The following is a 25,301-nucleotide window of genomic DNA, read 5'->3' as shown; positions in this document are numbered from 1 at the left end:
GCCCGCCTGCCTTGCACCGAGGCGAGCCTTGATCTGATCTAGGATCGCGGCATCTGGCGATCCTGCAATCGTGGGCTCACCCGATCACGTCGCTGGCCCTCAGCAGCGTCCTGAAGCCGCCATAGATCATGCGCTTGCCGTCGAACGGCATGCCGTCCAACTTCAGCCGCGGGTCTGCCATCACCTTCTTGTTGACGGCGTCGCGCGTCTCCCGGTCGCGATAGACGATCCAGGAGAACACCACGATCTCGTCCTCCTTCGCCATCACCGCGCGCGGAAAAGAGGTGAGTTCGCCATAGGGCACGTCGTCGCCGATGCATTCGACATAGTCGAGCGCACCGTGCTCCATCCAGATCGCACAGGCCGTTTTCGCCAGCGCCTCGTAGGCCTCGATCTTGTCCTTCGGCACGGCCAGCACGAAACCATCGACATAGGGCATCACGAATCTCCTTGGAGTTGCATATGTCCAAGGACGATGGGGCGCGGTGCGATCCGACACCGGCGACGCGAGCTCAGATGAGGCAAACCGCCGCGCGCAGCGGCGCGTCGAGCAGGCTTTGCAGCCGGCGGCAGGATCGGATTACGGTCTGAGACAAGCGCCGGAATTGGCTGGGGAACTAGGATTCGAACCTAGACAAACAGAGTCAGAGTCTGTTGTGCTACCGTTACACCATTCCCCAACGGAATAGCCGAACAAATTCAATGGCTTATTGACTTGCCCGACTGCGGCCGGAAGCGCGTTTGGCGCAAATCACGGCTCAGGCGTGGCAGCGTTCTACCCGCTCGGCTCTGGGCTGGCAAGCACGGCGGTGGATGAGCCTGTGAGGCTTCAGGCCTGGGCCAATTTGTCGATCTGATCGGCGGACCGATCGGCTTCCGGATAGAGGAAATGAAGCTTGCGAATGACCGGCCGGCCGGTAACCCGGGTGACCAGCTCGGGTCGGTGCGCATAGAGCAGTTTCAGCGGATCGGGAATTTCCGGTGCCGGAGGACGCTCCCACACCTCGTTGCCGAACCCCAGCACCTCCGTGCTGTAGACACTCATACAGACTTCCGAAAGAAGGTAGTCGCGCTCGTGCTCACGCTCGCGATCGGGTTCGCTGCCCGAGCCAAACCGCTTGACCCGACGGTCGATGAACTCCTCGATAGCCCGCACGAGAAATGCGTCCGCCGACACCGCCTCCCGCAGCCGCGGCGCGAAATCGCTGAACTCGGCCGTCTCCGCGACTTCATCCCAAAAGGCAACCCGACCCTTTGTGCCTGCGCCGGCCTTGCGGGCAATCCGCTCAATGAGACTGGAGACCTGCTCTGCCTCCTTTCTTGCCTTGTTGGTCGCCGAATTGACGGTGAAGTAGCGTCCCGTGATCAGGCGATCCAGGACCAGGAGGCGGTCGGCGACGACAATCAGGTACTCTTGGGATTGCACGATGTATTTTTCAAAGAGCGCCGTCACGCCGGCCGCCGTGCGATATTTGGTGTGGGGATAGAGGCACACCGGCACGAAATATCGGTCCTGCAGAGTCATGTCCGTATCTCCTCGACTACAGATCCCACGGCGGCGGCGGTCTTCAGAACCGGTTGCACACCTGCGGACGCCCGCACCTCGCGCCGCCGCTTTGACGACATGCGATTGTCATTGCTGCGCTCATCGACCCGGGCGTCGAAGACCGGCTTCTTCTTGGCCGAGAACTGGCCGACATAGCCTTCGTAGATCACGGCGTCCCCGTACCGGCGGATCAAGCCAAACTCCCCGACTTTGCAATAGCCTTCCCCCGAGCCCGCACTCCATTTCACTGCCATGCCTTCAGGGAAGAGTTGCCATCGGCCCCGGCAGCCCGCCGCCGTAATGTTTTTTTCGGTCCTGTTCGCAGCAAACAGGGACGCTTCGCACGCATCGTCCAGGACAACGGAGAACTCGGGTCCTTGTCGCGTGATCAGTTCGACGAGCTTTCCAGCAGCCGCAGGCAGCCGACCGCGCGTGATGTAGCGCTCAGCAACCTGCGCAATGACACACAGGACGAATGCAAACAGACCGATCTGGGCCGCGATGAAAAGGCTCGTGTAGGTCCCGATCCGAAGCACCGCCGGTGTAAGGTCTATCTTGTTGCCGACCGCGAACGCCGCGAGGCTCATCGGAATGCTCAACCGGCTGGTCAGAAAGCCGATCAAGACCATGATCAGCGCTCCCAATGCGGCTCGGGCCGCCGTGCTGCGCCAAAATCCGTCTTCGATCAACCGCCCGTCGCTCAGCACGACGACGATGGCTGCCATGACCGTTGCGAGCGGAAACCACGGAAGCGCCCCGGCGATCGCAGCTCCTGTCTCGCCCGAAGACATCCTGGCGCCGATCACCGCAATGATCGACAGCGTGGTGTTGCCGAGCGCGGTTCCCACCATGATCGGCGTGACATAGCGGAGCAACGGTCTTTCGCGATTCAAATCGTTGAGATCGAACCATTCGCGTCGCGCAATTCTCGCGTTTCGAACCGCGAGCGCCCCGAAAATCGTGGAGAAATAGAATGCCGCCGTGAGCCACGTCCACGCAAAAAGTCCAAGCGTACCCGTCGGGATGCCTAGCCCGGGGAGCCAGTCGCTGCCGATATGCTGCACGACAAACTCGCTGAAGGCCTGGGTTGAATAGCCGGTGAAGATCGACAACATCGCAAGGGAGATGAATGACAAGCCGGCGAGCGGACCAATGGCGTGACCCTGCCCCTTGCCAGGCTCATCGGCGATGACGAAGCCGAGGCGCGCCACGACATCCAGGCTGTCAGCCTCGTTCCTGACGGTGGAATGAACGCCGCACGCGACAAACGTGTACAGCCGATCGCGAAGATCGCGAACTTCGCTGAGCGTTCCGAGATCCGTGGGGTTGCCGCCCTTCAAGAACTCGCCGACGTGCTCGCGCACGAGTTCGACAAGCGCGATATGTTTTGCGGCGATGCTGTCGAGCTCGTCTCTGTAATTGGCGAAGAAGATCGGATCGATACCGGCACCGTCCCGCCTTCGTTCTGACAGCGCGGCGAGCACGCCTCCGACGCAGTACCAGGTGTGGAGAATCTCGTCGTCCTCTCTCAGCTTGCCGAGATCGCCGGTCAGCGCGGTCGCCGCTCCGGGTTGGCCCACCAGCTTTCTGGTCTGGCACTGGTAAACGCCTTGCTCGAAAGTGAACGGCGAACTGCGCATCTGCGCGACGGTTCGGCGAACGCAGTCGGGGATGCGCGCGACAGAATGCAGGAATCCGCGGATGCGCTTCTCCAGTTCCTTGAGGCCCGGCACGTTCTGAAGCGTGACCAACGCCAGCGCGACTGCCAACGGCAGCCCGTCGATCGTCTTCGACGCATCGCTACCCGCACCAATGCTGGAAACCGTAGTAAAGAGCTCCGGCATGAGCGAAAAAGCCACGTACATGACAATCATCGCTCCGACATAGGCCCATTTGGCGCGGGCGTACCGACCGTAAGAGGTGGAGAACCGAGGCTTGTAGCGGGAGAAGTATTCCGACTGGCTGTCGCAACTGGGCTCGTCGAAGCGAGACCACGAGTACATTCCGACCATGACGGCGCCGAAGGCGAACGCGATGATCCATTTTCCGGCGCTATCGAGCATCATGGCGAGTACTCCTGTTTCCAGCCATGCTTGTTTGGCTCCGCCGTGGCGGAGCCATATCCAAATTCAATTGCCGCGATTACATTTCCATTGACGTGTGATTTGAGCGTGAGCCGACCGTCAACACGTCATTCAGTGGGCGTCACAGATGCGGACGACGATTTCACCCTTGCCGTTCGCGATCATCACCTGGCCATATTCGTCCTGCGGCGGGCTCTCTTCGTAGCGGAGCGGGATCGTCGTGATCGCGTCCTGTGCTTCACCACCCTGCTGCAGCGTGTTCACGTCGAGGATCAGGATCTTCGGGTTGACGCCCTGTGGCGAGCGCTTGGTCAGGCGGGCCTGCCAGCCATTGGTCGGTACCCGCACGTGGCCAATCATGATCAGCTTGGGCGGCGCGCCCGGGGCGCGGTCGATCCAAGCCTTGAATGTGTCTCTCAGCAGGACAGTCATGACGCTCTCCCCTCTGCCAAGTTGCGCGATCGTTCGATGCTGGAGCCAACATAGACCGGCGACGCGAAGCCGAACGTGAATGGCCCGTGAATGCGATGCGCGGGCCAGACTCCGTGCCGATGGCCGGACCTTGATGCCCGCGCGCCGCAGGCTGAGGAACGTCGTCGGACCGTGACGACACCTTGTGCCGCTGACAGCGGCATGTCGGGCGACGCGAACAAGGCAAATCCCACTCGCGCACGAGTTGCCGGCGACGTGGCAACTGGCTCACGGGCGGGCGCAGGCGGCTGAAAAACGGCCATTCACGCTCGTTTCACGCCGGTCGGGTCGAAGTGAGGAGCGTTTTCCATTTCGCCCGTCAGGTCGCATTTCGATCAATCCGCAACCCTTGACCATCTGGCAACCCAAGATGTACCATTTGCGCATTGCACCACATCCGGCGGGCTGCATTCCTGAGCTCACGTGTCATTGGCTTCGCGGACAACGCGAACCGATCATCTGCATTCCACCAAGCATCGGCTCCCGGGACCTGCCCTCCTACACTGTCGTCGACGATGTCGACGGGGGATGGGACGAGATGTCGGGAGTCAACGGCGATACGGCGGTTGGCGAAAGCGCGTCCGGCCGCCTCAGGCTCAATATCATCGGAGCATTTTCGGCATCGGTGGACGGGCACGAGATCGGACTCGGCCGAAAGGCGCAAGCGCTTCTCGGCTACATGATGCTCTCCTCCGCACGCCACTTGCCCAGGACCAAATTGATCGGGCTACTCTGGAGCGAGAAGGAAGACCCGCTCGCGAAGGGTTCGCTGCGTCAATCGCTCAGTCAGATCCAGCGCGAACTGAAGGCGCGCGGCTGCTCGCACTTCCATGCAGACCAGATGCACGTGGCGCTCGATATCGAACGGGTGGCGTGTGACGTGATGGAGATCATCTCGGATGCCGAGCGCGGTGTCGTCCATCCAACCCTGCTCGCACACGAACGCCTGACCGACGATATTCTCGACGATCTCGAAGGTGTCGACCCGGCATTTTCGGACTGGCTGGCCGAGACACGGCCGCTGATTCACGAACGGCTGATCGATGCACTGGCGAGGCTGCTGCCGGATGAGGGGCAAACGATCGTCACGGCCACCGCGGAAGCTGCGGCGAAGGCCATGTACCGACTGGACTCCGAGAACGAGCGGGCCGTTCGTGTTCTCATCAGGAGCCACATCGCGGCTGGAAGCATCGGTGCCGCGCTGGCGGTCTATGCCCGGCTCTGGCGCCAGCTCGAAGATACTTACGACATCGAGCCGCACAAGCTCACGCAGGACTTGATTGCCGGCTTGCGACAGCAGCAGCCCGAGACCGTCGTACGCCCGGCGCTGCCCTTTGTAGCGGCACCGGCCGTCGGCCTGGTCGGATTTGACGCCAGCCGACCATCGGTTGCCGTTCTTCCCTTTCGCGCGCTGTCGCCAACGCTGGAGCCTCAATTCACGATCGGTATCGTGGACAGTGTCGTCCAGGCCCTGTCGAGCTTGAAGGAGCTGTTCGTCATATCCCGGGGATCGACGATGATCCCGATGTCGCAGACGCTGGATCTGCGCGCCATCGGCCGTGATCTCAATGCGCAATATCTGCTTCATGGAACCATTCAGCGCGCCGGCGACCAGATCCGGATCTCGACCGAACTGGTGGCCGCCGAAACAGTCGAAGTCGTCCGCGTCGATCGCCTCAGCGGAACTGCGGCCGACGTCTTCGACCTGCAGGACCGCATCGCCGTCGAGGTCATCCGCTCGCTGGCGCCTCAAGTCCGCGACCGGGAGCTTCATCGCGCGATGCAGAAGAGACCAGACGATCTCGACGCCTACCAGCTGGCCCTGGTCGGCTACGACCAGATGTTCAGTCCGGACTACACGACATTCGTGACGGCGCGAACCAATTTCGAACGGGCGCATGTCCTCAGTCCCAATTGGGCGCCGCCGCTGTCCTACAGCGCCATCTGGCACATGCAGCGCGTGGCGCGCGGGTGGTCTGCGAACGCACTGAACGAACGCGAGACCGCGCGGGCGCTTGCCGAACGAGCGCTGGAGCGCAATTCGGCCGATCCGCTTGCCAATGCCGTCGGCGGCTACACGCTGTCGCAGTGCAAGCACGACCATACCGGCGCACTCAAGCAGCTCGACCGTTCGCTCGAGCTCACGCCGAATCTGGCACTCGCATTCGCGTACCGGGCCGCCGTGCATGTTCGCTGCGAAAACTACCAGGACGCACTACGCGACGCGGCCATCAATCTGCGCCTTTCGCCGCGGGACCGGCACGCCTGGTTCGCGGAGATGATTTCGGCTCAGGCGCACTTTGCCATGAAGGATATTGCCCCCGCCATCGAGCACGCGATGCGGGTCGCGACACTCCTGCCCAACAATCAGGTGAACCTGCGGGTTCTCGTCGCTGCTCTCATGGAGAGCGGACGTCTCGCCGAGGCGCAGGCCCATGCCCGTTTGCTCATGAAGGCAGGCGAGATCGACATGGGATGGATCGCGCTGTCGCCGTGGCCGAAGCCGGCCTTGACGCGCATCGAAGCGGCGCTCTCCCGGCTGGCGTCGACGCTTCGGCACGGAAGCACCTAAGGCGGTACCAACAGATCGCAACAGAGGAGGTCGATATGGCAGGCGGATATGGGGGATACGGCGGGTACGGCGGATACGGGGGATATGGAGGCTACGGCGGATATGGCGGTAGTGGCGGAGCGGGCGGCGTCATGTTCGCCGATCGTGCCCGGCTCCAATTCGGAAAGGATCCAGAAATCGCCGGCGTCAGGTTCAATGCCAAGGGCTTTGGCATGTCCCTGTGGTCCACCCGCTGGTATGCGTGGGTGGTGATGTCCGATCTTGCCCGTCGGGCCGATTGGCTCGACAGACTGGGCGGGTTTGCGCTGCTCGGGGCCGGACCAACCCCATGGGACAGTGCCCTCGATACCGACATCGCCAAGTTGAAAGAGATGGCATTCACCGAGCGCCCTGAGGCGATCGACGAAATCGTAACCGAGGCTGACGAATTCATCAGCAAATTCCTGCATCTCGTGTCCGCGACGGCGACGACACACCCGGCGACATCGCGCATGCTGATCGTCGCCGACGCGCTCACGGCGCTGATCTCGATGCACTACAAAGCTCATTTCAATCGTCCACGCCCCACGCAGGTGGTCCCGGGATTCATGTCGCCGATCCAGCACGGGGGGCACGCTTCATTCCCAAGCGGACACGCGACCCAGGCCCACGTCTTTGCGGCGCTTCTCACGGAAGTGATGCCGAATTGGCTCGGGGACCCGGCTCCTACACCGGCGGCGCCCGAGCGAACCACGATCGGAAAGTCGCTTGGCGCTCTTGCCGATAGGATCGCGCGGAATCGCGAAATCGCCGGTCTTCACTATCCATCGGATTCCAGGGCCGGGGTGACGCTCGCGGCGGCTATTACCGGCAAAATTCTCCTGGATCGGACATATCTGCCGAAGTTCGCAGACCTCGTCGACAACGCCAGGAGCGAGTGGGGCAAAACTGGCGCCTTCCCAGGAGGGAAACATGTCCAAGAATAATGGCCACGGCTTCTACGAAGTCGTGCCGGCCGGCTTCAATCTTCTCGACGCGGCGGCCGACAAGCTCGACCTCTACGGCATTCCGCAAAGACCGGATGCCGCCAACGAGCCGCGCTTGTACGCGTTCTGGAAAAGACTCGTCTCGCCGCCTTTCACGGCAAGGCGACCGACCTTCAGCGACATCGATCCTCCGTCGCTGGCAGGTCCGCGCGAATCGCTGGAGAATTGGTCGGGAGCGCTAATCTCTTCGCCCTCACCAGACCGGTTCGTATTCGCAGCGGCCGGATGGAGTGCGCCGGACGTCCGTCTCCCGTCAACACCCCCACTCTTCACGCCCTCGGACGATCCAAGATCGCTGTTATGGGTCGGCCTCGACGGCCACGACGGCACGGTACCGAACATTTCCCTTGCTCAAATCGGTACCGGCCACTGGCCCAATCACAAGCCCCAGCACTTTGCGTGGTGGGAGTGGTGGCGCAACTCCGCGGCGGATGAGGTAACAGACACGCCACAACAGGGAATCACGCTGATCGACAACTTGCCAGTCAATACCGGCGACGAGATCCTCGCCGGTCTTGCGGTTCAGGTCAGCGGCGACGTCCTGTACTTCATCAAGAACCAGAGCACCGGCGAGTTTCGCTCGTTCCTCGCCCAGCCACCCGGCGTGATCGAGCCGCTCGGATCATCGGTGGAATGGGTAATGGAGCGGCCGACGGACCCGCCCAGCGGCCAGCTCTTTGCGCTTCCCGCTTATGGCTTCGTGGATTTCAGGCACTGCATGGCGCGAGCAGCCGATGGACCACTCGCGCCCGGCCGCTTGATGACGCTGGACGACAGCGCACACATGATCTCCATGCGCGAGGCTTTCGCGGATCCCTATCGTACCGTCACCGTCTCGAGCCCGGAGCCAAGGCAGGACAAGGACGGCTCGGTTGGCGTCAGATGTACGTTCCAGGAGCCGACATAAGCACCCACTGCGCATACACGATTGTCGCGCCAGCAGGACGCTTGCCGCCTAATCCAGCTTGATGTTCGCGGCTTCGATCACCTTCTTCCAGCGCGCGGTTTCCGCGGCGATGTAGGCCGCGAACGGTTCGGAATCCACCGCGACCGCGGCTGCGCCGAGCCCGGCCATCTTCTGCACCGTCTCGGGCTGCTGCATGAAGGCGCGGATCTCGGCCGAGAGCTTTTCGACGATCGGCTTCGGCGTCGCCGCGGGGACGAAGAAGCCGTGCCAGGCAACCGCCTCGAAGCCGGGCAAAAATTCGGCGACCGCGGGGACTTGCGGATCGAAGTCTGCGCGCTTCGGCGTTGCCGTCGCCAGCATCGCGAGCTGGCCGGTCTTCACCTGCGGCAGCAGCAACGGTACGTTGTCGAAGGCGAGATCGATCTGGCCACCCAGCAGATCCGTCAGCATCTGGCTCGAGCCCTTGTAGGGCACGTGCACCATCCTGGTGCCGGTCATCTGCTGAAACAGCTCGCCGGCGAGATGCTGCGAGGTGCCGACGCCGGCCGAGCCGAACGAAACCTTGTCCGGATTCGCCTTCAGAAAGGCGATCAGCTCCGGCACAGTGCGCGCCTTGATCTTGTCGGGGTTGACGACGAGAACGTTGGGCACGACGCTGATCTGGGCGACCGGCGCGAGGTCCCTGTCCGGCTGGTAGCTGAGCTTCGGCCCGTAGAGCGAAGGGTTGATTGCAAGTGCGGACGTGCTGGCAAGCCCGAGCGTGATGCCGTCGGGGGCGGACTTCGCCAGCCGTGTCACGCCGAGGATGGAGCCGGCGCCGCCGACATTCTCGACCACGAACGGCTTGCCGAACTTCACTTGCAGATGGTTCGAGACCATCCGCGCGAAAATGTCCGCGGTGCCGCCGGCAGCGAAGGGAACGATCACCGTTACCTGCTTGGACGGATAAGCGTCCTGCGCGTTCGCCGGCGACGTCGCCAGCATCACGACTGAGGCAAGAACAAGCCACATCGATCTCATCGAAGTTCCTCTGCATTTCCTGTTGTTGATCGGCTGCCGCGCGCGTGCGCGGAGATGGCTAGAACGCGACCTCGTACATGGTCTGAATCGCATCCCGTCCGAGGTCGCGCGGATTGTTGTCGAGCAGGCGACGAATGGCGTGCGCCTCGTCGGCCATCACGCCGAGATCGTCCCGGGGCACGCCGAGCGCGGACAGCCGCATCTCGATGCCGAGATTCTTGCAGAACCCGTAAGTCGCCTCGAACGCGAGCTTCGCATCACTCTGCGCCGGCAGTCCGAGTGCCGCCAGCACCGCCAGCGTCTTCGCCTCGGCCGCTGGCATGTTGAACGCCAGCGTGTGCGGGAAGATCACCGCACAGGCGAGCCCGTGCGCCACGTGATGGCGCGTGCCGAGCGGATAGGCCACCGCATGGCCGGCGGTCGTGTTCACAGGCCCGAGGCAATAGCCGCCATACAGCGAGGCCAGCGCCAGACCCGCGCGCGCCTCGCGATCGCCGCCATCGGCGACCGCACGCTTGAGATATTGGCCGACCAGCCGGGCGCCTTCGAGCGCGTAGAGGTCGATCGCCGGATGCGCCTTGCGGCTGGTATAGGCCTCGACGCAATGCGCCAGCGCATCGACGCCGGTCGCCGCGGTGATCTCCTTCGGCACGGTCATCGTCAGATCCGGATCGACGATGGCGATATCAGCCAGCATGAAGCGGCTCTGCACCGCCTGCTTGTTCTGGCTGACGGGATCGGTGACGAGTGCGCGGGTGCCGGCCTCGCTGCCGGTGCCCGACGTGGTCGGGATCTGCATCAGCGCCACGCTGCGGCCGGCCACCTTCTCGGGACCGACGATATCGGCAAAGGCGACCTCGGAAGTACAGAGCACTGCCACCAGCTTGGCGAGATCCATCGCGCTGCCGCCGCCGAAGCCGATGACGAGATCGGGCTTGACGTCGCGTGCCATTGCCACGGCCTTGTCGAGATTGGGCAGGTCCGGCTCGGGCTTCACCTCGCCGAACACCTTCACTGCACCCGGCAGCGCCAGCGTGTCGACGCGGCGCGCGTTGAAGGGGTCGGCAATCACCAGCGGTCGTTTGGCGCCGATGCGCTCGGCGAAGCGCGCCGCTGCGGTGATCGTGCCGCAGCCGAATTCGAGGACGGTGGGGCGAAGGATTTCGATGGGCGTGAAAGCGTTGGTCATCGTGGGCTCGATCTCGTCACTTGGATGCGGAGGCGCCAGCGGCCAGCCGTTCGGCATAGTCGATGGCCTCGATCAGGCTGTGCTCGTTGGCGATACCCTTGCCTGCGATATCGAAGGCGGTGCCGTGATCGACGGAGGTGCGGATGATCGGCAGGCCCAGCGTGATGTTGACGCCGGAGAGCTCCTGCCAGCGGCCGGTCGCGGGATCGATCTGGAAGCCGAGCAGCTTGACGGGGATGTGTCCCTGGTCGTGATACATCGCCACGGCGGCATCGTACTGACCGGCGCGCAGCTTGACGAAGATGGTGTCGCCGGGCACGGGACCGACGACATCGAGGCCGTCGGCGACCGCTTGCGCAATCGTCGGCGCTGACACGTCGATGTCCTGCCGGCCGAACAGACCGCCCTCGCCGGCGTGCGGATTGAGCGCGGCGATGGCGATCTTCGGGTTGGCGATGCCGAGCCGAAGCAGAGCATCGTTGGTGAGGTCGATAACCAGGCGCAGGCGCTCCGGCGTCAGACGCTTCGGCACGTCCTCCAGCGCCACATGGGTCGAGACATGGCTGACGCGCATGTTGCCGTGGGCGAGCAGCATCACCGAGCCGCGCACACCGGTGAGATGCGCCAGCATCTCGGTATGGCCAGGGAAATGATAGCCGGCCTTGTTGAGGGCTTCCTTGTTGAGCGGCGCCGTGACGATGGCCGCCGTCCGTCCCGCCTGCGTCAGGCGCACGCTCTGCTCGATCGCCTTGTAGGCGAAGCGTCCGCCGTCGGCGCTCAATACGCCGGGCTTGATCGGGTCGCCCTCGACGTCGGCCTGGAGGAAGCAGAGGTTCGGCCAGTCGCGATCCTCAGCGCTCACTTCCGGAATCGCAATGCCGGCACCGATCGTGGCCTTCGCGCCATTGAGCGCTGCGCCACTGCCGATGATCAGCAGACGCAGATCGCCCGTTGCGATCCGGTCCTTCAGCCCGACGCAGGCCTTGATGATGATCTCCGGCCCGATCCCGGCCGGATCGCCCATGGTGATGGCAAGATGGCGAGAGGTCATGTCGGGCTCTCCATGTTGAGCAAATGATTGGTGCGGAGCAGATCGCGCCAGAGCTCGCTGGTGCCAAATGCACCGGATTTCGAGATCACATCGACGCCGGCCCAGCGACCGCCCTGCAAGACCGAGCGCGGCAACCCCGGCACGATGCGTCCTGTCACCTGCAGGGCATGAGCGCCAAAGGCAACGCAGGCGGCCTTCAAGGTCTCTCCGCCGGCAACGATCAACGTGCCCGGCGGTTCAAGTGCCGCGATCAGCGCCGTCATCTCGCGCGCGATCCGCCGCGCCGCCTCGGCGCGGGTCAGACCGTCGGCGAGGGAGAACTTGACCAGCGCCACGCCATCATCGGCCAGCTTGCGTTGGACACGCATCGCGCCCTCATTTTCCGCAAGCGCAACGGTGGCATCACCGCAGGCAGCCAGCTGAGAGGCGGTGGCAATTTGGTCGGAGCCGAACAGCCCCAGCACCGGCAGCTTCAACCGGCCCGGCGCATCGGCGCGATGGCTGCGGGCGAGCGCCCCGGCCAGCCCGCCGCTTCCGCACCAGAGCAGGGGCCCCGGCATCCGCCGTCCCATGTCGACGACACGGTCGAGCTCGATATCGCTCTCGGCATCGAAAACCTGAACGCCGCCTTGCGAGAGCGTATCGGCCCGGCCCTGCCGCGCTTCGATGCCCTGGATTTGCAATTGGGTCAGGAGACTATCTCCGACCCGATGCCAATCGCCTTGCACGGTACGCGCAAATTGCTGGCCACCAACGGTGCGGCGCCCCTGATAGTCGAAGGCAGGCGCAACCACGCACGACGCCCAATGGCCACTACGCAGACAGGCGCCGAGTTCGGCGGCCCATGCGCCGCGCAGCAGGCTATCGACCTTCTTGTAAGCGATGGTCGCCTCGCGGAGCAACGGCGCCAGCCGACTGACGATCTCGACGCTCTCGGCCTTCGACCGCTCGCGGCTACCGCTGTCGATCGCGAGGCTTCCGGAATCCTGCGGAGTGGACGCTTCCGGCCAGGTGACGTTGAACGGTCCGCACAGACCGACGAACTCCGCGGCGGTGTCGAGCGCACCGGTGAGATCGTCGGCAAGCAGGCGGACGCTCGTCATCTCCCCGCGCCTCCGGCATTGAAAATCTTGCCCGGGTTCATCAGGCCCTTGGGATCGAGCAGTTGCTTGATGCCGCGCATCAGTTCGATATCGAGGGGATCGGTGACGCGGGCAAGCCGGCCGCGATTGGTGATGCCGATGCCGTGTTCGGCACTGATCGCCCCGCCCTGCGCCGCGGTCTCGTCGTCGACGATCTCGTTGATCTCAGCCACCAGCGCGGCGGTCGCCGCGGGGTCCTGGCAACGCGCGCGGTCGATCAGCGCGATCACGTGAATATTGCCATCGCCGATATGCCCGTGCATCACGACGCGCGCATGCGGCACGGCGGCGTTGATCCGGGCCTCGACATTGGTGACGAAGGCAGCCTGACGTTCCAGCGGCACCACGCTGTCGTGCGACACGACATAGCCGCTGCGCTTGTTGCCTTCGGACACGCTGTGCCTGACCGCCCAGATCGCCTTCGCCTGCGCGAGGTTGGACGCCAGGATGACGTCCTCAGTGAGCCCGGCCTCCATTGCGGCCGCGAGCACTGTGGCGAGCGGCTCATCGAGATCGACGCCCGCGAGCGTGTCGGTTAGCTCGACGATCAGATACCACGGCGTCGTCAGTTCGAACGGGATCGTAACATCAGGCACGGTCTCCGCGATCGCCTCGATCTGCGATCGCGACATGATCTCGAGGCTGCCGAGCCGGTCGCCGACTGCACCGCGCAGGCGTTGCATGATCTCGAGCGCCTGCTCGACGCTCTGCAATTTGAGTAGCGCCAGTGCGGAGCTGCGCGGCGGCGAGAATAATTTCAGCACGGCAGCGGTGACAATGCCGAGTGTCCCCTCTGCGCCGATGAAGAGCTGCTTGAGCGCGTAACCTGTGTTGTCCTTGCGCAGCGCACGGAGGCCGTTGAAAATCCTCCCGTCGGGCAGAACGACCTCCAGCCCGAGCACGAGATCGCGCATCGGTCCGTAGCGCAGCACGGCCGTACCGCCGGCGTTGGTCGAGATGTTGCCGCCGATCTGGCAGGAGCCCTCGGCACCCAGGCTCAAGGGGAAGTAGCGATCCACCGCACGGGCCGCATTCTGCACCTCGGCGAGGATGCAGCCGGCCTCGACGGTGATGGTGTTGGCGAGCGGACTGACGTCGCGCACGGCCCGCATGCGGTCGAGGCGGATCACGACGTTGGCCGTACGCTCGTCCGGCGTCGCGGCGCCGCACATGCCGGTGTTGCCGCCTTGCGGCACGATCGCGAGCCCCCGCCCGGCACAGTATTTGACGACGGAGGCGACCTCGGCGGTCGAGCCGGGCTTCACCACAGCGGCGGCGCGACCGTGGTAGCGCCCGCGCCAGTCCACCACATAGGGCTCCTGGTCGGGCCCGGACGCGATCACGTGCTTGTCGCCGACGATGGCGGCAAGCCCGGTCAACGCATCAGGGAAAGAGTCGGACATCGGATCGCCTCGTCGCGCGCCGCGCTAGGCGGCGCATGCCGTCGCATTCGCGAGCAGCTCTTTCACCTGTCCCGGCGGCAAGGATTCCAGCGGCGGCCGCAGGCGCTGCCATCCGGCGTGGCCGGTACGGTCGGCCGTCAGCGCCTTCAGCGAGGCCATCTGCGGGAAACGCGAGACCAACTCGCGCGCCTTGACGATGCGCGCCTGCGCCGCTTTCAGTGCCGCGTCGTCGTCGCTATCGCGAAAGTGCTTGTAGACATAGGCTAGGTCGCGCGCGATGAGATTGGAGGTTGCGGTGATGCAGCCGCCGCCGCCCTTGCGCAGCAGCGGGAGCAGCAACGGATCAGCTCCGACCAGGACCGAGAAGCCCGGGAAGCGTTCGACCATCGCGGTCATGTTGGCGAAGTCGCCGGAGGAATCCTTGATGCCGGTGAACGTCGCCGGGTAAGCCGCGCGCAACCGCTCGATCAGCGCATGCGAGATCGGCTGCGCCGACATCTGCGGGATATGATAGAGCACGATTTTGAGCCTGGCATCGCCGATGCGCTGCACGACTTCGCTGTAGGAAGCATAGATGCCGTCATCGGTGACGCCCTTGTAGTAGAACGGCGGCAGCATCACCACGGTATCGACCCCGACCGAGAGCGCATGACGCGTCAGGGCGATAGTCTCGCTGAGCGCGGCGACGCCGGTGCCGGGCAGAAGCCGCTGCGGCGCGATGCCGGCGGCGACCACCGCTTCGAGCAGCGCGGTGCGCTCGGCGGCCGAAAAGGAGTTGGCCTCACCGGTGGTGCCGAGCAGCGCGATGCCATCACAGCCTTCGTCGAGCAGATAGCGGCAGTGCGCGACGAAGCGCGCATGATCAGGGGCGAGCTCGGCGTCGAGCGGCGTCAGCGCGGCGGAGAACACGCCATGAGGGTGCAAAGATTGGGGGGGCAGCGATGATGTCGACAAACTTCCTCCGATCGTCAAATCGATGTTGTTCGGAATGCGAACATTTGTTATTAGCTTGGCCTGTCGTAAAATCAGCTTGCCGCCACGTCAAGGGCGACATGTCATGGCGAGGCATTAGAGCATGGCCAGGATCGAAAAGAAGGCCACAAAGCGCGCATCAGAAATGGGCGCAAAGAACCCCAAGAATTACGTCGCCTCGGTCGGCAAGGCCTTCGCCGTGCTCAAGAGCTTCACCAGCGAGGCCTTCGAGCTGACCCTGAGTGAGATTGCCGCACGCGCCGATCTCGATCGCGGGACGGCGTTCCGGCTGATCCAGACCTTGGTCGAACTCGGCTATGTCCAGGCCGTTCCGCAGAGCCGCCGGTTCCGCCTCGGGGTCGCCTGCCTCGACCTCGGCTATACCGTGCTGTCGCACGGATCGTTGCGGCCGATCGTCGAGCCGCTGCTGCGCGATCTCGTACCTGATGTCGGCGACGCGGCCTCGCTTGGGATCCTCGACGGCGGCGACGTGATCTATCTCGCGCGGATCGGCGCGGGCCTCGACCGCCACAAGATGGATCGCAGGCCCGGCACGCGCATTCCTGCCTACAGTGCCGCCCTCGGCCATGCCATGCTGGCGCATCTGACGCGAGACGAGCAGATCGAGCGGTTGGAGACACGGCCCCGCGTAAAGCTGTCGGAGCGGACGCTGACCGATCTCGATGCCCTGCTAGCCCGGCTCGATCAGGTGAAGAAGAAGGGCCATGCCGTCTCCGACGGCGAGAACGCCTATGGCCTACGCACGCTGGCAACGCCGATCTTCGACGCCCAGGGTCTTGTGATCGGCGGATTGAGCGTCACCGTTGATGCGATGCGTATGGACATGCCCACTTTCCGCGACCAGGCGCTGCCAAGGTTGATGCAGGTGACGCGGGAGGTGCAGGATCTCGCGATCAAATCGGGGTTGACGAGATGAGTGCGCCTGCCGCGCCTAAATCACTACCTGATCGAAGTCGGCGGCGATCCGCGTGTTCGGAAAAATCCTTGTCGCTTCGGCCAAAATCTCTCCGTCCCGATAGCGCCCCGACATGTGATTCAGCACGAGCTGCCCCACATTGTTTGCAGCGGCAAACGAAGCGGCTTCGGTCGCGGTGAGATGGCCGTAGCTCCGCGCGGTCGCGGCGTCCCGGTCGAGGAACGTCGCCTCGATCACCAGCAGATCGGCGTCGGCGACATGTCTCGAGAGCCCGTCAGTGGTTTCGGTGTCGCCGATCACGACGAGCTTCCTGCCGCCGCTGGGCGGTCCCAAAACCTCCTCGGGATCGATCGTTCGATCGGCGATCACGACCGGCCGTCCCGCGGCCAGTTCTCCGCGCAGGGGGCCGTCGGGGACACCAAGCGCCAAGAGTTGGTCGGACAAGAGATGGCGACGTGCGGGCGTTTTGAAGACGAAGCCGAAGCTGTCGGTGTCGCGGTGGCGGATCGGAAAGCTGTCGATGGTGAAGTCGCTGGCGTCGATGACCTGCCCTTCGGTCAGGGCTACGAATTGCACGGGGATCGGCGCCCTGCCCTCGCCCCACAGGCCCGCGAGCATGCGGGTGACGATGTCGAGCGTCCTCGGTCCCGCGTGAACGGTCATCGCGTCGGCGCTCTGGCGCAACCCCAGCGTCGAGAACAGGCCGGGGATGCCGAGCACGTGATCGAAATGGCCGTGCGTCAACAGGATGCGGTCGAGCCGCCGAAAGCCGGCGCCACTGCGCAGCAATTGGCGCTGCGTGCCCTCGCCGCAATCAATCAGGATGCGCTTGCCCGCGGCCTCGACGAGAAGGGCCGGATGGTTGCGCTCAGCCGATGGAACGCTTGCCGAGGTCCCGAGAAATGTCAGGGCGAACATGGTGGTCGGTATCCAGGCTTCACCCTCCCCAATGCCACGCGAGCAGCAGCGCGTACAGGCCCATCGATCCCGCATAGAGCGCGGCAAGGAGCGCGTATCCCGCGATCTGGCGACGGAGCGCCGCCTTCGGCGTGATCCACCAGTGCGATGCCATTAACCGTTCGGAAGGCACACTGGTCGCGACCAGCTCCCGCCCCGACCGGCGGGCAGATCTGGTTCCCGTTGCGCCGCCTCCTCATCCCGCTCTCAATATTGCATGTTCGATGTCCGCGTCAGATTTCGGCCGGACAGGATCGACACGGCGATGAGATACAATGGAGTTCGTGATGACCTCAGATGCCGCTGACTTGAACTACGGCTCGATTGGCGCACTGCTGGGCGCCCTGCATTCGCGCAAGGTCTCTGCGTCAGAGCTGCTCGCGCATACGATCGCGCGCATCGAGGCGCTGGACGGGCCAATCAACGCGGTCATCGTTCGCGATTTCGATCGCGCAAGAGACGCCGCGCGCGCCGCCGATGCCGCGCTTGCCCGCGGCGAGCGGCTGCCGTTGCTCGGCATCCCCGTGAGCCTCAAAGAACCGTTCAATGTCGTCGGCCTGCCGACGACATGGGGCTTTCCGCATTTCAAGGATTTTCAACCGGCGGAAGACGCCCTTGTCGTCTCGCGGCTCAAGGCGGCGGGCGCCATCATCATCGGCAAGACCAACATCCCGATCGGTCTGAGGGATTTCCAGAGCTATAACGAGATCTACGGGACGACGAACAACCCGTGGGACCTCGGCCGTTCCCCCGGTGGCTCCTCAGGCGGATCGGGCGCGGCGCTGGCGGCTGGTTTCGGTCCACTCTCGATCGGCTCGGATATCGGCGGCTCGATCCGGGTGCCGGCGCATTTCTGTGGCGTGTTCGGACACAAGCCAAGCCTCGGCCTGGTCCCGCTGCGCGGATACGGCATGCCGCCGGCACCGCCTGTCCCGGGCCAGGGTGATCTGGCTGTCGTCGGGCCGATGACGCGCACTGCCTCGGACCTTGCGTTGGCGCTCGACGTGATTGCCGGCCCCGACGAGACCCGCGACGGGATCGGCTATCGCCTTGCGCTGCCCGCCCCGCGCCATGACCATCTCAAGGATTTCAGGATCCTCGTGATCGATACCCATCCGCTGATGCCGACGGGTGACGCGGTGCGCTCAGCCATCGGACGATTGGCCGAGCGCCTCGAGCAATCGGGCGCGCGGCTGGCTCGCGCGAGCACGTCGCTGCCTGATCTTGCGGACTCGGCACGGCTCTACATGAAGCTGTTGAACGGAGCGAGAAGTCCACGTCTGACACCGGCCGCACTCGCAGAGGCGCAAGGGCTTGCTGCGGCACTCTTGCCCGACGACCGTAGCTTGCAGGCCGAGCGCGCCCGCGGATGGGGCATGAACCATCGTGAGTGGCTGGCGACCGACGCTATCCGCCTGCAATTGCAACAGCAGTGGTACCAGCTCTTCCGCGAGTTCGACGCAGTGATCTACCCCGCTGCCGCCGTGCCAGCCTTTCCACAGGACCAATCCGAGCCGTTCGACGCGCGGCAGCTCGACATCGATGGCAAGGCACATCCCTACGCCGATGCGTGCTTCATCTGGGCAGACCCCGCATCGACCTGCGGACTGCCCGCGACCGCCGTTCCGATCGAGCGTACGCCTTCGGGCCTGCCGGTCGGCGTCCAGATCATCGGACCTTATCTCGAGGACCGCACGACGATCGCGCTGGCTGGGTTGATCGAACGCGAGTTCGGCGGCTTCGTCCCGCCGCCGGCGCTCTCTGCGATGTAGTCCGCGAGGTGATAGAGGCCAGTGGCGTGGCAGCCATCACGTTCGCTCAACCGCCTGCATCTCGACTGCCTGCACCGCGACGCTCGCCACCTGCCGCAGCGCTTCGCGATCCGCGCCCGACGACGCCATCACGCCCATGCCGACCGCGACGGCCGAGACGTAGCGCGCCAGCGCTGCGGGATCTGTGCTCTCCTTGAGATCGCCTTCGGCCTTGGCGCGCACAAAACGGTCGCGGAGCTGGTCTTCGTTCTGGGCGCGGCGGGCGGCGAGTTCGAAGGGGACGCTTTCAGAGCCGGTGCCGCAGGCGATGCCGCCTTGCACGAGCAGGCAGCCGGGCGGATTGGCGGGGTCGGTCTGCTTGTCGGCGATGCCGAGCAGCATTCGCTCGGCGACCTCGCGGGCGGTCGGCGCTGCCACCACCTCGTCCATCCAGACGCCGCGCAGCTTGGTGTAGCGGTCGAGCGCGGCCTTCAGCAGGCCTTCTTTGTTGCCGAAGCAAGCGTAAAGACTGGGCGGATTGATGCCCATGGCCTCCGTGAGCTCGGCGATGGTGGCGCCCTCATAGCCGTGGCGCCAAAACACTTCCATCGCCTGGTCCAACGCCGTTTCGGCGTCGAATTCGCGGGGGCGTCCCATGCCCATCTGCCTGTCCTCCTCGGAATCGGCGTCGTCCCTGGATCTAACGCCTGACTCTATCTATTTGTTCTAGCTTTATTTTCTCAGCCACTTCCAATGCTTGCGGTATGCCGCTACAATTTTCTTAGTGAATGGTACATAAGTATCTTGCACTGCGGCATCCAGACCCACATCTGTAGTGAACACTACATATCTGGAGCGCGCAAATGCATCCCTCTCACAATACTGCCCGCACCGGCCGTTTTCGCCGTCTTCTCGGTGGCGTCGCCGTCGTGGGCGCCCTCGCCGTCGGCGGCTCGATCGCGACCGGTCACTACTTCCGTGCAGCGCAAGCCGCCGCAACGGCCGCCGCCGCTGAACAGGCCGTCTCCGTCACCGTCGCGATGATCGAGCCAAAGCAGACCGTGCTGTGGGACGATTTCTCCGGCCGGCTCGAGGCCATCCAACGCGTCGAGCTTCGCCCGCGCGTGGCCGGCGCGATCATGTCGACCAACTTCACCGAGGGCGCACTGGTGAAAGCCGGTGATGTGCTGTTCAAGATCGACCCGGCGCCCTATGCGGCGGAGGTCGACAAGGCCAACGCGCAGCTCGAAGCTGCCAAGGCGCGCGTCGTGTTCACCCAGAGTGAGCTCGAGCGCGGCGCGCAGCTCGTCGGCAACGCCGTGGTCACGCGGCGCGACTACGACCAGCGCGACAACGCCAATCGCGAAGCCATCGCCAACGTCAAGGCCGCCGAGGCGACACTCCAGACGGCAAAGCTCAATCTCGACTACACCGAGGTGCGCGCGCCGGTGGACGGCCGTGTCGGCAAGTTCGAGATCACCGTCGGCAATCTCGTCGCAGCCGGCACCGCCTCCCCGGTGCTGACCTCGCTGGTTTCCGTCAACCCGATCTACGCGTCGTTCGATGCGGATGAAGAGGTCGTGCTGCGTGCACTGAACTCGATCGCGGATACCTCCGGCCTGCGCGGCAAGCTCGACCAGATCCCGGTCGAGATGGCGACCTCAGGCGGCCTCTCGGCGAAGGGACACATCCAGCTCATCGATAACCAGGTCAACGGCCAGAGCGGCACCATCCGCGTCCGCGCGGTATTCCAGAACGAGGACGGGCGTCTCATCCCCGGCCAGTTCGCCCGCGTCCGCATGGGCCAGCCCAAGCAGCAGACGCTGGTGATGATCGACGAGCGTGCGATCGGCACCGACCAGGACAAGAAGTTCGTGATGGCGGTCGGCGACGACAGCCGTGCAGTCTACCGGCCGATCACGCTCGGCGGCTCGGTCGACGGGCTGCGTATCGTCACCGCCGGGCTGAAGACCGGCGACCGCATCATCGTCAACGGCCTCCAGCGCGTGCGTCCGGGCGCCCTCCTCAAGACGGAGGTCGCGGCGATGGGCGCGCGGGGGCCGCAGCAGGCATCCAACCACAGCAATCAGGACGTCGTGCAGCGTTAGCTTTCTCCGTCATTCCGGTACACGCGGGCGGCGCGGACCGGAATGACGAAATCGTTGAACTACCAGGACGTCACTTCTTGATTCCGGGTTCGCGGGCTTCGCCTGCGCCCCGGGATGACGGGAGAGTCGTCTCTCGCGCAGGGGCAAGGCCATGAATCTCTCAAAGTTCTTCATCGATCGTCCGATTTTTGCCGGCGTGCTGTCGGTCCTGATCTTCCTCGCCGGCCTGATCTCGCTGTTCGCGATGCCGATCTCGGAATATCCCGACGTGGTGCCGCCCTCGGTCCTGGTCCGCGCGACCTATCCCGGCGCCAATCCCAAGGTGATCGCGGAGACCGTTGCGACGCCGATCGAGGAGCAGATCAACGGCGTCGAGAACATGCTCTACATGTCGAGCCAGGCGACCACCGACGGCGCGATGACGCTGACGGTGACATTCCGGCTCGGCACCGATCCCGACAAGGCGACGCAGCTCGTGCAGAACCGCGTGCAGCAGGCCGAGCCGCGCCTCCCCGCAGTGGTGCGCCAGCTCGGCATCGTCACCAAGAAGTCGTCGCCCGACCTCACCATGGTCGTGCATCTGCTGTCGCCGAATGGCCGCTACGACATGACGTATTTGCGCAACTACGCGGTGCTCAACGTCAAGGACCGGCTGGCGCGCATCGACGGCGTCGGCGACGTCCAGCTCTACGGCGCCGGCGACTATTCGATGCGGGTCTGGGTCGATCCGCAGAAGGCCGCCGAGCACGGCCTGACCGCAAGCGACATCGTCAAGTCGATCCAGGCACAAAACGTCGAGGCCGCCGCCGGCGTGGTCGGCTCCTCCCCCAACGTCCAGGGCATCGACCTGCAACTCTCCGTCAATGCGGAAGGCCGGCTCGCAAACGAGGAGCAGTTCGGCGACATCGTGGTCAAGACCGGCACCCGTGGCGAGGTCGTGCGCTTACGCGACGTCGCGCGCATCGAGCTCGGCGCCTCTTCATACGGCCTGCGCTCGCTGCTCGACAACAAGCAGGCCGTGGCGATCCCGATCTTCCAGGCGCCCGGCTCCAATGCGCTGGAGATTTCCGACCACGTCCGCGCCACCATGGCCGAGATCAAGAAGAACATGCCGGAGGGCGTGTCCTACCAGATCGTCTACGATCCCACCCAGTTCGTGCGCTCCTCGATCGAGGCGGTCATCCACACGCTGCTGGAAGCGATCGCCCTGGTGGTTCTGGTCGTCATCCTGTTCCTCCAGACCTGGCGCGCCTCGATCATTCCGCTACTGGCGGTGCCGGTTTCGATCGTCGGCACGTTTGCGGTGATGCATCTGTTCGGCTTCTCCATCAACGCGCTCAGCCTGTTTGGCCTGGTGCTCGCGATCGGCATCGTCGTCGACGACGCCATCGTCGTGGTCGAGAACGTCGAGCGCAACATCGAGGGCGGACTGTCACCGCGCGACGCCACCTATCAGGCGATGCGCGAGGTGTCAGGTCCGATCATCGCCATCGCGATGGTGCTGATCGCGGTGTTCGTGCCGCTCGCCTTCATCTCCGGCCTCACCGGGCAGTTCTACAAGCAGTTCGCACTGACGATCGCGATCTCGACGGTGATCTCCGCGGTGAACTCGCTGACCCTGTCGCCGGCGCTGTCGGCACTCCTGCTCAAGGGGCACAACGAGCCGAAGGATTGGCTGACGCTGATCATGGAAAAGGGCCTCGGCTGGTTCTTCCGCGGCTTCAACAAGGCTTTTACGCGCTCGTCCGAAAACTACAGCGGCACCGTCACCAAAGTGATCTCAGGCAAGGCGGCCGTGATGGGCCTCTATTTGGTCCTGGTCGGCGTGACCGTCTTCCTGTTCCAGCAGGTGCCGAGCGGATTCGTGCCGGGCCAGGACAAGCAATATCTGGTCGGCTTCTCGCGGCTGCCCGACGGCGCAGCACTGGATCGCACCGAAGAGGTGATCCGCAAGATGAGCGACGTCGCGCTGACCCAGCCCGGTGTCGAGAGCTCGGTCGCGTTCCCAGGCCTGTCGATCTCAGGCTTCACCAACTCGTCCAACGCCGGCATCGTGTTCTCGACGCTGAAACCGTTCGACGAACGCAAGGATCCGGCGTTGAGCGGCAACGCCATCGCCGCCGACCTCAACAAGAAATACGCCGGCATCCAGGAAGCCTTCATCGCCATGTTCCCGCCGCCGCCGGTCAACGGTCTCGGCACGATCGGCGGCTTCAAGCTGCAGATCGAGGACCGCGCCGGTCTCGGCTACGAGGCGCTGAACGAGGCGACGAAGGCGTTCACGGCGGCGATGCAGAAGGCGCCGGAGATCGCCGGCGTGTTCTCGAGCTTCCAGGTCAACGTGCCGCAGCTGTTCGCCGACATCGACCGCACCAAGGCGCTGCAGCTGGGCGTGCCCGTAACCGAGGTCTTCAACACCCTCCAGATTTATCTGGGGTCCTACTACGTCAACGACTTCAACAAGTTTGGCCGCACCTACTCAGTCTATGTCCAGGCCGATGCGCCGTTCCGCGCGCGGGCCGACGACATCAGGCAGTTGAAGGTGCGCTCGTCCTCCGGCGACATGGTGCCGCTGTCCGCACTGATGACGATCCGCCAGAGCGCGGGCCCCGAGCGCGCGATCCGCTATAACGGGTTCCTGTCGTCCGACATCAACGCGGCGGCTGCGCCCGGATATTCATCGGGCCAGGCACAGGAGGTCGCGACGCGGATCGCGGCGGAGACATTGCCGTCCGGCTTTGCCTTCGAATGGACCGACCTGACCTATCAGGAGTTCATCGCCGGCAATTCCGGCCTCTGGGTATTCCCGCTGGCGATCCTGCTGGTGTTCCTGGTGCTGGCCGCGCTCTATGAAAGCCTGACCTTGCCGCTCTCGATCATCATGATCGTGCCGATGGGGTTGCTGGCGGCGATGTTCGGCGTCTGGATCTCCAAGGGCGACAACAACGTCTTCACCCAGATCGGCCTGATCGTGCTGGTGGGCCTCTCGGCCAAGAACGCGATCCTGATCGTCGAATTCGCGCGCGAGCTCGAATTCGCGGGCCGCACGCCGATCCGGGCCGCGATCGAGGCGAGCCGCTTACGGCTACGCCCGATCCTGATGACGTCGATGGCGTTCATCATGGGCGTCTTGCCGCTGGTGCTCTCGACCGGCGCCGGCTCGGAGATGCGCCGCGCGATGGGCGTCGCCGTGTTCTCCGGCATGATCGGCGTCACCGTCTTCGGCCTGTTCCTGACGCCGGTGTTCTATGTACTGCTGCGGACCGTCACCGGCATGAAGCCGCTGGTGCATCATGGCAGCGGCACCAGCGCGGCGCCGGTTCAAGGCTCAATCACCAATCCTGGGCACTAGATCAGCGAGATCCCTGATAGCAACAGCAGAACGAGCACGGTCTTGCGAAAGACCGTCTCGTTGACCCTGTGGAAGGCGATCACGCCGAGCGCGGAGCCTGCGAACAGCGCCGGCAGGCTGACCGCGAGATCGACGAACACTTTTGACGACAGATCCTGGTGTCCGACCAGCAGCGCGATCGCGAACAGCTGCATCGCGGCGATGAACGGCTGCACCAGGCCGCGCTGCTCGCTCTTGGGCATGCCGCGCATATCGCACCAGATCGTCGGGATCGCGCCGGGCATCGCGGTCAGCCCGCCGACCAGCCCTCCACCGAACCCGATCAGCGCGACCCAGTGCCGCCCGACCGCCTCGCCGGCCGTCACCAGCGTCGGCCGCAGCAGCATGTAGGCGGCATAGAGCGCGACGACGATGCCGAAACCGCGCCTGAGCAGGTGCGTGTCCGTGCTCTGCAACAGCGAGACAGCGATGGGAACGCCGATCAAGCCGCCGACGATCAGCAGCAGACTGCCCTCCCAGCGAATGCTGCGCCTAAGCGCCCACAGGTTGGTGGCCTGCACGCCGATGCTGCACGCCATCATCAGCGGCACGGCTTCGAGCGGCTGAAACACCCGGAGCAGAATGGCGCCCGCCACCGCTGAGAATGCAAAACCCGAGAGCCCCGAGACGAACGCTCCGGCGAATACGGCAACACTGAGTAGAATCAGAGTCGTGACATCAGGCACAATGCGCCCTCCGGTCAATCGTAAGGAATTTGCGAGACAGGAACGTCGGCGCTCTCGGTGCAAACGGCCGGCTCGCGTGGAAGCGACAC

21 protein-coding genes and 1 tRNA gene are annotated in these 25,301 nt (G+C 64.4%); 7 read left to right on the top strand and 15 right to left on the bottom strand.

Annotated elements, in window-relative coordinates; translation table 11 throughout:
* Positions 1-76: 76 nt before the first annotated feature.
* From IVB31_RS04365 to IVB31_RS04345, 5 genes are all read right to left on the bottom strand, one after another.
* Positions 77-439: a DUF1428 family protein gene (locus tag IVB31_RS04365; RefSeq protein WP_247318919.1), complete on the bottom strand. Its 363-nt coding sequence runs from the start codon at positions 437-439 to the stop codon at positions 77-79.
* Between the two features lie 167 nt (positions 440-606).
* Positions 607-680, bottom strand: a tRNA-Gln gene (locus IVB31_RS04360).
* A 149-nt stretch (positions 681-829) separates the two neighbouring features.
* A complete protein-coding gene (locus IVB31_RS04355; protein ID WP_247318917.1) occupies positions 830-1,525 on the bottom strand; it encodes a hypothetical protein in 696 nt (231 codons plus the stop codon).
* Positions 1,522-3,612: a hypothetical protein gene (locus tag IVB31_RS04350; RefSeq protein WP_247318915.1), complete on the bottom strand. Its 2,091-nt coding sequence runs from the start codon at positions 3,610-3,612 to the stop codon at positions 1,522-1,524. The genes IVB31_RS04355 and IVB31_RS04350 overlap by 4 nt, the downstream gene beginning before the upstream one ends.
* Before the next feature lie 129 nt (positions 3,613-3,741).
* The gene (locus tag IVB31_RS04345; RefSeq protein ID WP_247318912.1) at positions 3,742-4,062 is read right to left on the bottom strand and encodes a hypothetical protein; all 321 of its coding nucleotides are present in this window, start codon (positions 4,060-4,062) and stop codon (positions 3,742-3,744) included.
* 409 nt (positions 4,063-4,471) lie between these two features.
* Here IVB31_RS04345 and IVB31_RS04340 point away from each other — a divergent pair, with 409 nt between their 5' ends.
* From IVB31_RS04340 to IVB31_RS04330, 3 genes are all read left to right on the top strand, one after another.
* Positions 4,472-6,673, top strand: coding sequence for a BTAD domain-containing putative transcriptional regulator (locus IVB31_RS04340; RefSeq protein WP_247318910.1), 2,202 nt, complete (start codon positions 4,472-4,474; stop codon positions 6,671-6,673).
* Between the two features lie 131 nt (positions 6,674-6,804).
* Entirely contained in the window at positions 6,805-7,638 is an 834-nt protein-coding gene (locus IVB31_RS04335) for a phosphatase PAP2 family protein (RefSeq protein WP_247318908.1), read from the top strand.
* Positions 7,625-8,605 carry a G1 family glutamic endopeptidase gene (locus IVB31_RS04330; protein ID WP_247318901.1) on the top strand — a complete coding sequence of 327 codons (981 nt, stop codon included), beginning with the start codon at positions 7,625-7,627 and terminating at the stop codon, positions 8,603-8,605. The genes IVB31_RS04335 and IVB31_RS04330 overlap by 14 nt, the downstream gene beginning before the upstream one ends.
* 48 nt (positions 8,606-8,653) lie before the next feature.
* Here the strand turns inward: IVB31_RS04330 and IVB31_RS04325 are convergent, their stop codons facing one another.
* From IVB31_RS04325 to IVB31_RS04300, 6 genes are read right to left on the bottom strand one after another with little or no spacing between them, the layout of a single operon-like run.
* Positions 8,654-9,625, bottom strand: coding sequence for a tripartite tricarboxylate transporter substrate binding protein (locus IVB31_RS04325; protein WP_247318898.1), 972 nt, complete (start codon positions 9,623-9,625; stop codon positions 8,654-8,656).
* Between the two features lie 58 nt (positions 9,626-9,683).
* On the bottom strand, positions 9,684-10,814 hold the full coding sequence (locus IVB31_RS04320) for an iron-containing alcohol dehydrogenase (RefSeq protein WP_247318895.1): 1,131 nt from the start codon (positions 10,812-10,814) through the stop codon (positions 9,684-9,686).
* 16 nt (positions 10,815-10,830) lie between these two features.
* Complete coding sequence (pdxA, locus tag IVB31_RS04315) at positions 10,831-11,865, bottom strand: 4-hydroxythreonine-4-phosphate dehydrogenase PdxA (RefSeq protein ID WP_247318892.1); 1,035 nt, start codon at positions 11,863-11,865, stop codon at positions 10,831-10,833.
* Positions 11,862-12,968: a four-carbon acid sugar kinase family protein gene (locus tag IVB31_RS04310; RefSeq protein ID WP_247318891.1), complete on the bottom strand. Its 1,107-nt coding sequence runs from the start codon at positions 12,966-12,968 to the stop codon at positions 11,862-11,864. The genes pdxA and IVB31_RS04310 overlap by 4 nt, the downstream gene beginning before the upstream one ends.
* Positions 12,965-14,410, bottom strand: coding sequence for an FAD-binding oxidoreductase (locus IVB31_RS04305; protein ID WP_247318889.1), 1,446 nt, complete (start codon positions 14,408-14,410; stop codon positions 12,965-12,967). Before IVB31_RS04305 ends, IVB31_RS04310 begins: the two co-directional genes overlap by 4 nt.
* A gap of 24 nt (positions 14,411-14,434) precedes the next feature.
* The gene (locus IVB31_RS04300) at positions 14,435-15,319 is read right to left on the bottom strand and encodes a dihydrodipicolinate synthase family protein (RefSeq protein ID WP_247318888.1); all 885 of its coding nucleotides are present in this window, start codon (positions 15,317-15,319) and stop codon (positions 14,435-14,437) included.
* 166 nt (positions 15,320-15,485) lie between these two features.
* On the opposite strand from IVB31_RS04300, the gene IVB31_RS04295 reads away from it, so the two are divergent.
* Positions 15,486-16,319, top strand: coding sequence for an IclR family transcriptional regulator (locus tag IVB31_RS04295; RefSeq protein ID WP_247318886.1), 834 nt, complete (start codon positions 15,486-15,488; stop codon positions 16,317-16,319).
* 15 nt (positions 16,320-16,334) lie between these two features.
* Here IVB31_RS04295 and IVB31_RS04290 read toward each other — a convergent pair whose 3' ends face one another.
* Both IVB31_RS04290 and IVB31_RS33515 read right to left on the bottom strand, forming a co-directional pair.
* On the bottom strand, positions 16,335-17,237 hold the full coding sequence (locus IVB31_RS04290) for a ribonuclease Z (protein WP_247318885.1): 903 nt from the start codon (positions 17,235-17,237) through the stop codon (positions 16,335-16,337).
* A 19-nt stretch (positions 17,238-17,256) separates the two neighbouring features.
* Complete coding sequence (locus tag IVB31_RS33515; RefSeq protein ID WP_256464283.1) at positions 17,257-17,391, bottom strand: hypothetical protein; 135 nt, start codon at positions 17,389-17,391, stop codon at positions 17,257-17,259.
* Positions 17,392-17,551: 160 nt separating this feature from the next.
* On the opposite strand from IVB31_RS33515, the gene IVB31_RS04285 reads away from it, so the two are divergent.
* Positions 17,552-19,048: an amidase gene (locus IVB31_RS04285; protein ID WP_247318883.1), complete on the top strand. Its 1,497-nt coding sequence runs from the start codon at positions 17,552-17,554 to the stop codon at positions 19,046-19,048.
* Positions 19,049-19,084: 36 nt separating this feature from the next.
* Here IVB31_RS04285 and IVB31_RS04280 read toward each other — a convergent pair whose 3' ends face one another.
* Entirely contained in the window at positions 19,085-19,690 is a 606-nt protein-coding gene (locus IVB31_RS04280) for a TetR/AcrR family transcriptional regulator (protein ID WP_247318881.1), read from the bottom strand.
* 200 nt (positions 19,691-19,890) lie between these two features.
* Here IVB31_RS04280 and IVB31_RS04275 point away from each other — a divergent pair, with 200 nt between their 5' ends.
* Together IVB31_RS04275 and IVB31_RS04270 are read left to right on the top strand one after the other, a co-directional pair.
* Entirely contained in the window at positions 19,891-21,135 is a 1,245-nt protein-coding gene (locus tag IVB31_RS04275) for an efflux RND transporter periplasmic adaptor subunit (protein ID WP_247318879.1), read from the top strand.
* Positions 21,136-21,286: 151 nt separating this feature from the next.
* The gene (locus IVB31_RS04270; protein WP_247318876.1) at positions 21,287-24,487 is read left to right on the top strand and encodes a multidrug efflux RND transporter permease subunit; all 3,201 of its coding nucleotides are present in this window, start codon (positions 21,287-21,289) and stop codon (positions 24,485-24,487) included.
* Here the strand turns inward: IVB31_RS04270 and IVB31_RS04265 are convergent.
* On the bottom strand, positions 24,484-25,212 hold the full coding sequence (locus IVB31_RS04265) for a sulfite exporter TauE/SafE family protein (RefSeq protein WP_247318873.1): 729 nt from the start codon (positions 25,210-25,212) through the stop codon (positions 24,484-24,486). The two genes, IVB31_RS04270 and IVB31_RS04265, sit on opposite strands and share 4 nt — an antisense overlap.
* Positions 25,213-25,301: the final 89 nt, after the last annotated feature.

It is taken from the genome of Bradyrhizobium sp. 21 (genome assembly GCF_023073335.1).
Classification (GTDB): Bacteria; Pseudomonadota; Alphaproteobacteria; order Rhizobiales; family Xanthobacteraceae; genus Bradyrhizobium.
Note: the sequence above shows the minus strand (reverse complement) of the source record. Positions and strands in the feature narration are given on the sequence as shown.